Origin of the sequence: Aeromonas lusitana (genome assembly GCF_002812985.1) — a bacterium.
Lineage (GTDB): Bacteria > Pseudomonadota > Gammaproteobacteria > Enterobacterales > Aeromonadaceae > Aeromonas > Aeromonas lusitana.
This window is the reverse complement of record NZ_PGCP01000047.1, coordinates 1-13,050: the sequence shown is the minus strand read 5'-3', so window position 1 is coordinate 13,050 and position 13,050 is coordinate 1. Positions and strand designations below refer to the sequence as shown.

Genomic DNA, 13,050 nt, shown 5'->3' with positions numbered 1-13,050 from the left:
GGTGGGGCATGGGCGGGTGTCCTTGATGGCGGTCGAGTCCTGTGATGGGGCATGTTAGCCTGCGCTTCCTAAAAAACAAAACCGGGCCCAAGGGCCCGGTTTGTGATGTCATCTTGCTGATTACAGCAGGGTGAACGGCATGATGATGTGGAACTTGACGTCATGCTCGGAGCTGAACATGTTCGGGTAGTACCAGCTGCCCTTGTCGTCCTGCTCGTTGTTGTAGTCGGTGTAGTGCAGCTTGAACAGGGTGCCCTTCAGCTTGCCGTCTTGCACTGTGTACATGACGTCGAAGTTGGCAGCCCACTCTTTACCGCCTTCCAGAGAGCTGTCGCCGTTGTTGGCATCCCAACCGTAGGCACCGGAGATGCCGGTGGACCAGCCAGGGGCTCCTACCAGATCATCCAGGGTACGGGTCACGCCGAAGAACAGCGCTTTCTCGTCGTTGTGGTTCCAGTCAGAGCGGGAATCCCACCAGATCTCGTTCGCGCCCTGGGAGTTGCCGTAGCCGCGGGTCAGACGGGGCAGGTAGTTGCCCAGATCCCCTTCGGCCTTGGTCCACAGACCTTCCAGACGGAATCCGTACTGGGCGTAGTTCCAGGAGGCGGTCAGGGCTTGTTGCCAGGCCAGGCCGTCGTAATCGCTGTTGTCGGTATCGGAGCCGTAGAACTGGTAGCTGGTGTTCAGGCCACCCAGTACGTCAAACTTGTGGGCCAGCTTGAAGTGGTAGCTGTCCATGTAGCCTTCGGATTGACCGAAACCACCGGTGACGGCGGTGCCGTTCTCGAAGGTGTAGCGAGCGGCCAGACCGTGGATGTAGTCGATCTTGTTCGCGTCGGTGAAGGGATCGTTGGCGTAGGGGCTGCTCTTGGAGAAGCCGGCGGTGTTCTTGAACCAGGGCGCCTTGTACTCGTCGGCGATGGCATAGGTCAGGTAGAGACCACCGAAGTTACCTTCGATCTGGCCACCACGGTAGGTACCGGGTTGATAGGACCAGTTGACACCGAGGATGCCTGGAACATACAGCTGGGTGAAACCACCCTTGGCGGTGACGGCACCATCGAAGAATTTCAGTTTCAGGGCGGCGGTGGAGAGGCTGAAGCCATTCTCGGGGACACCGTCACCACCTGAACCCCATTTGTCACCCCAGAAGGAGAATTCGTTCTCTTCGTTGACGCCGTTGCTCTCGTCGACGGCCAGGTCATAGGCACCGAAACCACCTACGTCGATACCGACCACATCCCAGGCATAACCTGAGTTGAAGTTGAGGGCGGCTTGGGTGGTGGTATGGCTCAGGTTGGAGTGGTATTTGCCATCTTGACCGGGACCGGCTTGTTTGCGGTCACGCTCACGCTGGAAGTAGAACAGGCCACCGGTGAGCTTGGCTTCATCGGCGAACGCCTCGTAGGACTTGCCATATTCCGGGCTCATCATGTCCTGAGCGGCCAATGCCATTCCCGGGGCGACCAGTGCCGCAACCACGGCAGCACTCAACGCGGCGCGCTTGAAGATCACTTTTTCCATTTTGTATTGCTCCTGATTTTATGGACTTAGCTTTTTTGTCCGGCAGTCAGGCGTGGGCCCGCCGCTCGGTATTGGCATTGCAATCAAAACCCCGTAGGGCAAAAAGAAATTCTTGTCTGTGTCGTACCCTAGTTCCCGAATGCCTTGGCGCATCGGTCTGGGGCCATCTGTATCTTTACAGTCTTTGTTTTTTATGTACCGACCCTTGGCGATCGGACACCTCCAAGAGTACGTTCGCGGTGCGAAATATCAACCGGAAGTTCCCTTGAAGTTTCAAAAATATGACCGAGTGCAAATAATCATGGTTTTTGGTGTGGGCACTCCCAGCCCGCTTATGTCGGCGATGAGAGCGTTTTCAGTCGGGAATATCCGTTATCCTGAGCGGATCCGGGGGAGGAGACAGAACTTTCTTTGTTAACCAGCTGGCAACAGATAATTTTGTGTCACAAAAAAAGATATTCTCCCTCGCGGGGTGTGACGCATGGCACCCGTGGTATCAGCGTGGGGCCGCAGTGATATCTCGGCTCACTCAGAGGGCAGGTGGGCAGTGAAAGAGGGCATGACCCCCGATGAGGACTAGGTCGTATCGAGGGCCTGGCTCTGGCCCTGAAGGCGGACGAGTGGCTACATCCACCGAACCCTCAGGCCTGCCCCAGGATGCGGGGGATCTGGCGGGCCTGATGGTGGATGTGCTCGGACACCTGCACCGAGAGCTGGCTGCCCTGGCGGGCATGCTGGCTGATGCGACCGATGAGGGCGGCGAAGCTGGCCAGCCTGTGCTCCTGGCTCCTGGCGTTGTCGGCCCCCTGCAAGGCGATGACGGCTGTGCTGCGCGCCATCTCCCGCACCGTCTGGGTGGTCTGGCGTAGTTGCTCGGCCTGCTGTCGCTGCCCGGCGGCTTCTGCGGTGATGCGGGTCATGACTGTGGCGAGCTGATCCCCTGCCTGGGTCAGGCTCGTCAGGATCTCGGTGATCTGGCCGAGGGAGCGCTGGGTGTCGGCGGAGAGGTGGCGCACCTCGTCGGCGACCACCGCAAAGCCGCGGCCCTGCTCGCCGGCCCGTGCCGCCTCGATGGCGGCATTCAAGGCCAGCAGATTGGTCTGCTGTGAGATATGGCCGATGACGTCGACGATGGCGGTGACGTCCTCCACCGAGCGTTTGAGCTGCGTCAGGGCACCGCTGCTCTCGTCGATGGCGAGGCCGGTCTGGGTGGTGGCGGCCAGCATGCCCCCCACCAGTTGCTCGCTCTGGCTCATGGAGTGCTCGTTGTGCTGGGCATGCTGCGCAATCTCGGCGGCGACCTGGTGCACCTCGCTGGCGAGCTGGTTCAACTCCGTCATCATGGTGCCGCTTTCGTCCACCACCTGCTCTGTGGTGCGGGTGCTGTGATGGATCTCCTGCACCTGATCCACCATCTCCTGCAGGCTCAGGGAGACGGAGGATAGTTGCCCTTCCTTCTGTTGCTGATCCTGTTGCAGACGCAGGATAAGGCGGTTGTAGCTCGCGACTATGTCGGCCAGCTCGTTGCGATCGCCCCCCTCCGGCAACACCTGCGCCTCACCGGTGGCATCGAGTTGCAGAAAGGCACTGCGCAGTCGCAGCAGCGGCCTCACCAGCCAGCGGCGCTGCACCAGGGCAAACAGCAGGGCCACCACCACCAGGCAGAGGGCGAGGGCGCCGAGGATGGCGGCGAGATCCTTGCTCACCCCCTGACGTTCGGCGGCGAGCCGTTCAGCGAGTCTGTCGCTGGCCTGCAGCAACAGGCTGATGTCCTGCTGCACCATCTGGCGCGCCCCTTGCTGTTGTTGCAATGCCTTGCGGCTGTTTTCCAGCTCCTGCGGGTAGCGCTTGAGCAGGGAGTTCAGCTCGGCTCTGGGCTGATCGCCGAGCTCCTTGCGTTCCGGCTCTCCCAGGGTAAACCCATCGGCGGGAGCCTCCTCGAACAGATTCAGGCTCGGCAGGGCCGCCAGCATGTCCACCTGTTTTTGCAAGGAACTCAGCTCGAATTGCAATCCCTCCAGCAGCTTGGGGCTGGCCTGCTCCATGTAGTTCTGACGCAGGTGGCCGAGACCGGGCAGGGTCGCCAGTATGTCGGCGGCCCCCTGCCGATACCGATCGGCACTGGCGGGATCGCTTCCCGTGGCGCCCAGCTGGCCGTAACGCAGCAGGGCCTTGGCGTGGGCGGTCAGCTCGTTCTCGGCGTTTTGCAGCAACAGCTGGCTGTTGCCGGAGAGCTTGCCCGCCGCCAGATAGTCACCGTCTATACGGGGGCCCATCTGCTCGAGCAGGGTGTGCAGCGGTGCATTGAGCTCGGGATCCTGCTGCGCAAGCTGGCCAAGCACCTGCTTGCGCCTCGGTCAGGCGCAGGGGATCGCCGCTACTCAGGTAGTCGCGCAGCGCTCCCTGCAGCGGGCCGTTCAGTCTTTGCTGCAGTCGCTCGTGCTGGCGCTGGGCCTGTTCGGTCTCATTGAGCTGCTGCCAGCCATGGAACAGGGCCGCGGCCTGTGTGCCGGCGACCAGCAGCAAGATCAGGGAGGAGAGGGAGGCATAATGGGCAATTTTCACGTCAACATCCTGCTTGAACCACGCAATGGCCTGGAGCTTAAGCAGGAGTGATGGCGTTTTTATGACAAGGGCTTTACAACCCTCTGACTCTTGGGGGATTTCACCAGCAGGCCGAGCAAGGCCCCCCCCATGATGAGGCTCCCCGCCAGCAGGTGGCGGGAGGTGAGTTCTTCGCCGTTGAGCCACACCAGCAGCAGGGTGCTGAGCAGCGGCGTCAGGTAGGCCAGCGCCCCGATGCGGCGTGGATCCCCGTCCCGCAGCGCCAGATACCAGGTGACAAAGGCCGCCCCCATGGGGCCGAGGGCGAGCCCCATGATGAGCAACCAGTCCGTCTGGGGGATCTGGCCGAGGGGCAAGGGCCCTTCCAGTCCCCAGGCGAGCAGCAGGGCCAGCAGGCCGGCGGGCAGGCAGGCGGCGGCCGTCACCACGGCGGGGGCGGGAGGCAGACGGCGGGAGAGCACTGAGTAAGCTCCCCAGACGATGGCGGCGCCGAGGGCCAGCAGGTAGCCGGTGAGATGGGCCTGCTGCAGCTTCAGCTCGCCGTCCACCATCACCAGCACTGAGCCGGCGAGGCCGAGCGCTCCCGCCAGCAGGTGCTGGGGCCGCAGGGGATGGCCCGGCAGCAGCAATGGGGTGAACAATATGATGCACAGGGGCCAGAGGTAGTTGATGAGGTTCGCCTCCAGCACGGGGGCATGGCGAAAGCTCATGAACAGCAAGGTGTGGTAGAGCAGCAGGGCCGTGATGGTCACCAGCCAGGTGACGGGACGGGCCCGCCACTGACGCCAGAACGGCAGGGCACCGGCGCCGCAGAAGAATAATACCAGTCCCACCAGTACCAGAGGCGAGACGCTGGTGATGCGGGAGGTGAGGGCGGCGAGCGAGGCCCACAGCAAGATGGTGAGCAGGGCCAGACCGGTGGACTTGTCCCACCAGGAAACAGCAGACATCCAACACTCCTTGGCAGATGCATGAAAAAGAGGGCCAGTCTAGCAGACTGGCCCTCGGGCGGAAGTGGCTACCGACGACCTGTCGCCATTGTTTCCGATTCGAAGGGGCGATCTGCGACTCAGCGAGCTGTTTCGTCCGCCAGCTTGGACGAGTTCTGGATCACCTCGCCCGCCTTCTCCACATCCCGACCCATGCCGTGGATGGTGTTGCAACCCAGCAGCCAGAGGCAGGCGCACAGCACCAGCAGGTTTCGACACTTGTTCATACATCCTCCTTGTGGCGTCTTGGCCATCATCACATCCGGATCAGGGGGTGAGCCTCAGCAGGCGCCCCTTGCCCGAGTCGGTCAGCAGGTAGAGGGCGCCGTCAGGCCCCTCCTTGACGGTGCGGATCCGCTCCCCCAGGTCGGTGAGCAGCCGCTCCTGTGACACTATCTTGTCCCCCTCGAGTTTGAGGCGCATCAGGGCCTGACCGCGCAGGGCGCCGACGAAGAGATCCCCCTGCCACTCCTTGAACAGCTCTCCCTGATAAAACGTCATGCCGGAGGGGGCGATGGAGGGCACCCAGATCCAGAGCGGCACCGTCATGCCGGGGGCACTCTGGCCTATGCCTATCTTGCCGCCCCCATACTCCTCGCCGAAGGTGACCTTGGGCCAGCCGTAGTTGTGACCTGGCTGGATGAGGTTGACCTCGTCACCCCCCTGGGGGCCGTGTTCGTGGGTCCAGAACTGCTGGCTGCCCAGGCGCAGGGCGGCTCCCTGCATGTTGCGATGGCCCAGACTCCAGATCTCGGGCAGGGCGCCGGCCGTCTTGACGAAGGGATTGTCGCCCGGCACCCGGCCATCCCTATGGAGGCGCACCGTCTTGCCGAGGTGATTGTCGAGGGTCTGGGCCCTATCCCGCTCGGTGTAGCGATCCCCCAGGGTGATGAAGAGGTAGTCATCCATCAGCACCAGGCGAGAGCCGAAGTGGGCGCCGCCACCGACCTTGGGCTGCTGGCGAAACAGCAGTTGCCAGTCTGTCAGCGCATCTTTTTGCAACCGGGCGCGGGCCACGGCGGTGCCGGCGCCATCGTCACCGGGTTCGCTGTAGCTGAGATAGAGCCAGCCATCTCCATCCAGGGCGAGATCCAGCAAGCCGCCCTGGCCCTGATTGGCGATGGGTGGCAGGCCGGAAACCGGATGACGCTCTCCCTTTGCATCGATGCGCAGCAATCGGCCGGGCCGCTCGCTCACCAGATAGCCCCCATCCGGCAGGAAGGCCAGCCCCCAGGGATGGGCGAGATCGGCCGCGACCGGGGTCAGGATCAGTGCCCGGACCTGAGTGGTCAGACAGATCAGCAGCAGAGCAAACAGTGGAACGAGTCGTGGAAACAAGGGGATACCTCCTCTCAAGAATCGATCCTGGTGTGGTCAAACCCATACTGGCTGAAGTGTAGAGGGAAACGGGATGGGCTCTTAAACGACGAGCCCCCGCACGAGCAGGGGCTTGGGATAGCTGGCCTAGAACAGCTCGGGCACAAAGCGGAACGGGTGGTCGGTGGGCTTGATCTTGCCAATCTTGCGCTTGGGCAACTTGACGTGCTCCACCGGCAGCTCCTCGTAGGGGATGTGGGCCAGCAGGTGGGAGATGATGTTGAGCCGCACCTTCTTCTTGTCCTCCGAGTGGGCCACGAACCAGGGCGCCCAGGTGGTATCGGTGGCGGCGAACATGGCATCCCTGGCCTGGGTGTATTCATCCCAGCGATCGAAGGATTTGATGTCCATGGGCGACAGCTTCCAGATCTTGCGACCGTCGTCGATCCTGTCCCGCAGGCGGCGCTCCTGCTCCTCTGGCGTCACTTCCAGCCAGTATTTCAGCAAGATGATGCCCGCATCGACCATGGACCACTCCATCTGGGGCGTGCTGGCCAGAAACTTGTCGCTCGCCTCCGGGGTGCAAAAGCCCATGATCCGCTCCACCCCGGCCCGGTTGTACCAGCTGCGGTCGAAGATGACGATCTCGCCGGCGGCGGGCAGCAGGGGCACATAGCGCTGCATGTAGAGCTGGCTCTTCTCCCGCTCGGTGGGGGCGGGCAGGGCCATGACCCGAAACACCCGGGGGCTGACCCGCTCCGTGATGGCCTTGATGACGCCTCCTTTGCCGGCGCCGTCACGCCCCTCGAACACGATGCAGACCTTGAGTCCCTTGTGCACCACCCACTGCTGCAACTTCACCAGCTCCACGTGCAAGCGGCGCAGCTCCTTCTCGTACTCCTTGGTGCCGAGGGGCTTGATCTCTGGCGTCTGCGCCGCCTGTTCTGACTTGGCTTTCTGCTTGTTACCCATGATGTTCTTCCCTGGTGCTGGAGTGGTTGAGCGCCGCCGTCCGTGGGCGGTACCGAATGCAAGCAACTGAGGGGGAGTGTAACCCATTGATGGCAGGGTGACAGCGGGCAGGCTCGGCGGTGGGATTTGGATCCATAAAAGACCCAAGCTACGACGGTATCCGTGGCGACCCGACTCTGGGAGCGTTTGGACTCAGCTCTCTTTTCTACCCAATCCACTCTCCTTGATGGATGACTTGTACGAGAGGCTCTCTCGATATATTTGAACCGCAGCAATAACAGCCTCTTTAGAGACTCTTATTCAGGGAGATAAACCGAATTAATTTAAATAACGGGTTTTGTAATAAATGGAACAAACATTCCGGGAACGGACGGCTCAATATGAGTCTCAGTGTTCGACCCACAGGAAAGAGAGCAGATGCATTGTCAATATGTGAACCTTCTCCCCCTGGTATGAATTACCTTTGTTCAGTCCCGATTCAATTAAGAATAGGTTCAGCTTTAACGGTTTTCTAATTCAGTGCCGATTCAGTTTAAATGGCTGCGATATTAAATTTAATATCAGCTTGAGTCCGCCTTAATAAATCAGGGATGGAATTGTGTGAACCCGACAGCAAAAAACAATCCGGCTTATGTAATCCTATACCTCCCTTGATATAGTTCGCTCCACTCAAGAGGGGTTCCCTTTTACAGCTTGATGTCCGAATTGAATGCCACTGGGTTAACGCCATCTTCTATCGGCACGCTTGTGTCGGGATGACCGCCGTTGGCGAGTAATCAACTGCCCAGCAGCTGTGTGGCTGTAGCGCTCACGCGTTCCGCTGCCTGCGGGTTGGAGAGGCAGCATTGCCAACCTGGTACAGGTTCGCCATATGGATATTGCTGCTCCTTGCGTGAGCCAATAGCGCCGCTATTAATACATAGCCATAGGACTGTTTTGATTCCACGCTGGTTAAAAAGGAAATGAATACGCCGATTTAAATATGGTTAAGTCAGTCTGATGTTCGAGGTTTTATAATGCGGACTTATAACAATAGCTAGCTGCTTGTTGCGACACGCCCGTGGGCGTATTTATAACTACTCGGCATGCTTGATACAGCTTGCATCCATGTTTACGCGCCGAGTGTTACGGCGCTGAAAATAAATATCTCTCTCGCAATACAAGATTGCTTATTAGCACGCGGATATGTCTGGCTTGGCAGAATAACCCTCTGGCCAAGCATCTACCTCGGTGACGTTTGGATATCGCCACGCTCATTTTTTTATTTTCCCCGGCACAAAGAAGTGCCGGGTTTAACCGGTCATGGAATCGACTCATTGAGGCACTGATTGCCTTCGGTGTTTCCCAATCAATCGATGTTATAAGGAAGACATAATGAAAACCAAGTGGCTCCCAATTGCAGTGGCCGTCGTGTCGGCACTCTCTGCCCAGGCCGCCGTCTCTGCCGAAGCAGCCGGTTTTGACTACTACGGTTATTTCCGCTCCGGTGTGGGGACTGGCGATGATGGCTCCATGAAAGATGCCGTCGGCGGCAGCTTCCAGAAGAACAAACTGGGCCGTCTGGGTAACGAATTCGACACCTATGCGGAAGTCGGGTTTGGCAAGGAGCTCAAAAGCGACGATTCCAAGTCGGTTTATATCCAGACCATGTTCAACATGTACGACGGGGATACCAACAGCAACATGGGAGACTCCAACTTCGGTTGGGAAAACCTGAACATGCAGCTGCGCAACTTCATGGGGATGGGGGAGACCTCCTGGGTCGGTATTCGCCAGTACAAGAAAGACTTCGTCATCGACTCAAATGATTTCTTCTACTGGAACCAGACCAACGTCGGTGGCGGTATCGAAGACATGCAGCTGGGTCAGGGCAAGCTCTCCGTGGCGGCGCTGCACCGTGACATTGCGGACACCTACAACAACAGCGTGGGTGAACCGATTGAAGACATGATCGATTCCAACCAGCTGGACTTGCTCTACACCAATCTGCCCCTGTGGGACGGCGCGACCCTGGCCATGGGTTACAAGTTCCTGAAAGCCGATGCGACCGCCGAGCAAATCGACGCGGATCAGGGCAATCATGAGTATGCCGATGGTCATGCTGTGATGCTGGAGCTGAACCAGTCCCTGCTGGGGACGGGTTGGAACAAGACCACCCTCCAGTACTATGCCGATGGCTCAGCCCTGCAGGGCGTCCTGTTCGGGGCGGCTGACACCCTGAACGGTACCGTCGAGAGCGGTAACGGCTTCGCCATCCGCAACTACGGCAGCATACCGCTGGGGGCTGACTGGGATCTGAGCCATGCCATCAACTACGCAGAGGCGAACGACATCAAGCAGTGGGATGGGGTCGAGGGGGATGTCACCGCATTCGCCATGAACGCCAAGGTGACCTACCACTGGAGCGATATCACCCGCACCTATGTGGAGGCAGGTTACTTCGATGACGAGAAGACAGAAAACGGTGACCAAGGTTCCCGCAGCGGCTCCAAGTACACGCTCGCCCAGGCCTTCTCCCTCGGCCGTGGTGAGCCTGAGCTGCGGGTCTTCGCCAGCTACCTCGACAGCGACAACAGCGATTGGGATGGCTCCCACTCCTTTGACAACGGCACCGCCGATGACACCTGGACCGTCGGCCTGCAAGCCAACGTCTGGTGGTAAGGGCATCGCCAGGATCAATAGCTGACATCAGTGCTCTAGCCAGAACAGAGCACTGAAAATGGCAGGAAAACCGGAATAAAAAAGAAGGGGTTGGCATCTGATGATGCCAACCCCTTGTCTTGTATGGTGTTCCCGACTGGAGTCGAACCAGTGGCCTGTCCCTTAGGAGGGGACCGCTCTATCCAACTGAGCTACGGGAACCTGATGGCGGGCATTATACAAGAAGCGGCCGCCTTTTAAACCCTTGATTCCTATTCCAATACGGCCAGATCGCCGACCTGGACGTTAAATGGCGAATATTTGTTCTGACTGCTGATGACGGCGCCATCCTCGAACACCTGCACCACCTCGAACAGGCCATCGGCCGGGTTGCGCATGACCCGGGACTTGCCGTAAGGATCGACGAAGTCGGCGCTGTGCTGGACCCGGAACTGATCCCCGAGCTTGACCCCGTTGCGCCGTCCCAGATTGATGTGGGGGCCGCGCTCGTGCTGGCCGACGATGCGGGCGGTGACCGGGGCGCAGTTCAGCTCGGCGATGATGTCTTGCGCCGCCTCCTGCAATTGGTAGTTCACCTCCTGGCCGTAACTCGATTGCCAGAACTGGCCGCTGTTGCTACCCACCTGCTCCCGCTTGGAGAAGGTCCAGTTGGCGCGTCCCTGATACTCCTTGCGACCGAGCAGACTGCCGTTGATGCCGTCGAACAGGTAGAGCTGCATGCGAAAGTTGCGGATGGGATCCTGATACCAGCTGGTCAACTGGTTGCCCTGGGGCTCGAGGGAGAGATCGTCGATGCTGCCGAGCACCAGATACTGGCTGTCGGTGCGCAGGCTCAGGGCCTTGATCTCCTCGAGGGCGCTGCTGTCCCCCTGTTGCAGATGGAGCGGGTCGATGCGCAGGTTCTCGTCCAGCCACTGGCGGGCAAGTACCCCTTGCGGCGCCTTGGCCAGGGTCTCGAACAGGTGGCGGGAGAGATCTGCCGGCATGTCGTCGAGGGCGCCGGTACTCGCCTGATCCGGATAGCGCATCCGCAAGCGGACCAGCGTCAAATCCTTGGCGTAGTGCTGGGTCTGGCAGATCTGGCGCTCCGCCTGGATGTCGGCCTGCACCGTGATGTACATGCGGCCGTTACGCACCTCTTCCCGCTTGAGCCGATACTGACGGATATCGCCACCGGAGCGGATCTGGATCTGCTCCGAGCGCAGGCTGCCATTTTCCAGGCGCTGGATGCTGGAGACGGCCGCGCCACTCGCCATCAGGGCCTGGCGCAGGGCATCCCGGGTTGCCTGCTCGCGGGCATAGACCTCGTCGCCACCCAGGATGGCGGCGCTGCCCTGAGCCTCGATGATCTCGGCCCGGGCCGACAGACTGATCAGCAGCAGGGTTAACGGCAGCACAACTTTCATAGCAAATACCTTGAATAAGCGGAGCTCATCGAGCCAGTGCCGAGCGGCGGCAAGGGGCGATGGCAGTCCTGAACAGGGGTTGGTTTGTACCCATGGTGAAAATAAAAGCAAGATCCATGCCTCATTCCCAGTGCAGCCCCCGTCTGGCCCGGGATCCGTGCAGGGGATCCGGGATCCTGAGGGGCTTATCACGAGATCCAGGGTGATTCACGGCTCAAGTGTTGGCCGCCGCGACCGATAACAGAGTCAGGTGTAGATACAGGAAAGGTATCCATGAACAGATTTATCACGGCGTTGGCTATCACGCTGGCGCTGACCGGCTGCGGCAGTGCCGACCCCATCAACCGGGATCAGGGAGATCCCAGGCAAGCGGCCAAGGGCATGGAGCTCAACTGGTTGGTGGCGCGCATGACCGATCAGCTGATGGAGCGCAAGTCCCTCACCACCCTGAGCGAGCCCATCGCGGTGGCCTCCTTCGTCGATCTCGATACCCTCAAAGACACCAACTGGATGGGCCTGCAGATCGAGGAGAGCTTCATCTACGAGCTGAACCGGCGCGGGGAAGTGGTGGTGGACTTCAAGACCACGGGCAGCATTCAGGTGACCCCCAGTGGCGACTTCGTGATGAGCCGCAACTACCGGGATCTCTCCGCCCGCCTGCCTATTTCGCGCATCCTGACCGGCACCTTCAGCCGCAACTCGCAAGGGATCCTGGTCAACGCCCGCATCATAGATTTGCGAACCAAGATGGTGGAGACCACGGCCCAGAGCCTGATCCCGCAACAATACCTGTCCGGTGCCAGCAACGCGTTTGGCCGGGCATCCGTCAACCGGGGTTACCTGATGCGGGGCGGCCAGAGCGCGTCCGGACATCTGGTCAACCTGACCCCCTGACAAGGAGTAATAGATGAAAATCCTACTGGGTTGCCTGATGGCAATGCTATTGACTGCCTGTAGCGGCAATCGGGTCGTGAACTACGACACTGCGCAGAAGCCGGACGATTTTCCTGTGCTCAAAGCGGTCGGCTATGCGGTGATCGACATCCAGCCCGGGCCCTCCCAGTCGGAGAAGATGCTGCAAGCGATCCGGGCCTCCAAGATGGATGCGTACCGGGAGCTGGCGGAGCAGCTCAACGGCCAGCAGGTGAGCGGTCGCAGCAGCTACAAGGACCTGACCCAGACCGCCAACACATTGGATGTCTCGGTGGCCGGCATGGTGCGCGGCGCCCGTGTGGTGGCGACTTATCCCCGTGGCAACACCTATGCCACCGAGATGGAGCTCGATACTCGCTCCCTCTACAACCTCAACCAGCTGATGGCGGGCCAGTTCTAGGGGCTGTCGGCACAAGTGTGAACAAGGCGAGCCAGGGGCTCGCCTTTTTGTTGTCCGGGATCCGGGCCTGCCGGGCGCAGCACGGATATTGTCGTCCCATAAGTCTGGAAAAAGGGCCCGGCTGGCGGCCAAGAGCGTATCAATAGGGTGAATGCTGGTGGCTTGTTGTTCAATTTGGCTAAACGCCAACTCGAGGGGACTGCTGTGGGGGAGGGGGGTGGGGGGGGGAGAGAGCAAAAAAAGAGGCGAGCAGCTTGCTCGCCTCTGTCTCTTATACACATCT

General features: G+C 60.1%; 9 protein-coding genes, 1 tRNA gene and 1 pseudogene. 3 read left to right on the top strand and 8 right to left on the bottom strand.

Annotation, left to right across the window (positions count from 1 at the left end):
• Positions 1–120: 120 nt before the first annotated feature.
• The 6 genes and pseudogenes from CUC44_RS20265 to ppk2 form a co-directional block, all read right to left on the bottom strand.
• Positions 121–1,524, bottom strand: coding sequence for an OprD family outer membrane porin (locus tag CUC44_RS20265; RefSeq protein ID WP_100861662.1), 1,404 nt, complete (start codon positions 1,522–1,524; stop codon positions 121–123).
• Between the two features lie 641 nt (positions 1,525–2,165).
• A pseudogene (locus CUC44_RS20260) lies at positions 2,166–4,089 on the bottom strand (methyl-accepting chemotaxis protein).
• A gap of 59 nt (positions 4,090–4,148) precedes the next feature.
• Complete coding sequence (locus CUC44_RS20255; RefSeq protein ID WP_100861661.1) at positions 4,149–5,039, bottom strand: DMT family transporter; 891 nt, start codon at positions 5,037–5,039, stop codon at positions 4,149–4,151.
• 119 nt (positions 5,040–5,158) lie between these two features.
• Positions 5,159–5,305 carry an entericidin A/B family lipoprotein gene (locus tag CUC44_RS20250; RefSeq protein WP_100861660.1) on the bottom strand — a complete coding sequence of 49 codons (147 nt, stop codon included), beginning with the start codon at positions 5,303–5,305 and terminating at the stop codon, positions 5,159–5,161.
• Between the two features lie 40 nt (positions 5,306–5,345).
• Complete coding sequence (locus tag CUC44_RS20245) at positions 5,346–6,416, bottom strand: PQQ-dependent sugar dehydrogenase (RefSeq protein WP_244166808.1); 1,071 nt, start codon at positions 6,414–6,416, stop codon at positions 5,346–5,348.
• A gap of 126 nt (positions 6,417–6,542) precedes the next feature.
• Complete coding sequence (ppk2, locus tag CUC44_RS20240; RefSeq protein WP_100861659.1) at positions 6,543–7,367, bottom strand: polyphosphate kinase 2; 825 nt, start codon at positions 7,365–7,367, stop codon at positions 6,543–6,545.
• Positions 7,368–8,741: 1,374 nt separating this feature from the next.
• Here ppk2 and CUC44_RS20235 point away from each other — a divergent pair.
• On the top strand, positions 8,742–10,028 hold the full coding sequence (locus CUC44_RS20235; RefSeq protein ID WP_100861658.1) for a carbohydrate porin: 1,287 nt from the start codon (positions 8,742–8,744) through the stop codon (positions 10,026–10,028).
• A 124-nt stretch (positions 10,029–10,152) separates the two neighbouring features.
• On the opposite strand, the gene CUC44_RS20230 is transcribed toward CUC44_RS20235, so the two are convergent.
• Together CUC44_RS20230 and CUC44_RS20225 are read right to left on the bottom strand one after the other, a co-directional pair.
• Positions 10,153–10,229: transfer RNA gene (locus tag CUC44_RS20230), tRNA-Arg, on the bottom strand.
• Between the two features lie 50 nt (positions 10,230–10,279).
• Positions 10,280–11,434: a flagellar assembly protein FlgT gene (locus tag CUC44_RS20225; protein WP_100861657.1), complete on the bottom strand. Its 1,155-nt coding sequence runs from the start codon at positions 11,432–11,434 to the stop codon at positions 10,280–10,282.
• 273 nt (positions 11,435–11,707) lie between these two features.
• Here CUC44_RS20225 and CUC44_RS20220 point away from each other — a divergent pair, with 273 nt between their 5' ends.
• Entirely contained in the window at positions 11,708–12,328 is a 621-nt protein-coding gene (locus CUC44_RS20220; protein ID WP_100861656.1) for a FlgO family outer membrane protein, read from the top strand.
• 13 nt (positions 12,329–12,341) lie between these two features.
• Complete coding sequence (locus CUC44_RS20215) at positions 12,342–12,767, top strand: LPP20 family lipoprotein (RefSeq protein WP_100861655.1); 426 nt, start codon at positions 12,342–12,344, stop codon at positions 12,765–12,767.
• Positions 12,768–13,050: the final 283 nt, after the last annotated feature.

Bases quoted from the DNA above. Each gene is read 5' to 3' on its own strand.
- CUC44_RS20225 (WP_100861657.1), bottom strand. From the start codon at position 11,434: ATGAAAGTTGTGCTGCCGTTAACCCTGCTGCTGATCAGTCTGTCGGCC.
- CUC44_RS20265 (WP_100861662.1), bottom strand. From the start codon at position 1,524: ATGGAAAAAGTGATCTTCAAGCGCGCCGCGTTGAGTGCTGCCGTGGTT.
- CUC44_RS20250 (WP_100861660.1), bottom strand. From the start codon at position 5,305: ATGAACAAGTGTCGAAACCTGCTGGTGCTGTGCGCCTGCCTCTGGCTG.
- CUC44_RS20255 (WP_100861661.1), bottom strand. From the start codon at position 5,039: ATGTCTGCTGTTTCCTGGTGGGACAAGTCCACCGGTCTGGCCCTGCTC.
- ppk2 (WP_100861659.1), bottom strand. From the start codon at position 7,367: ATGGGTAACAAGCAGAAAGCCAAGTCAGAACAGGCGGCGCAGACGCCA.
- CUC44_RS20215 (WP_100861655.1), top strand. From the start codon at position 12,342: ATGAAAATCCTACTGGGTTGCCTGATGGCAATGCTATTGACTGCCTGT.
- CUC44_RS20220 (WP_100861656.1), top strand. From the start codon at position 11,708: ATGAACAGATTTATCACGGCGTTGGCTATCACGCTGGCGCTGACCGGC.
- CUC44_RS20235 (WP_100861658.1), top strand. From the start codon at position 8,742: ATGAAAACCAAGTGGCTCCCAATTGCAGTGGCCGTCGTGTCGGCACTC.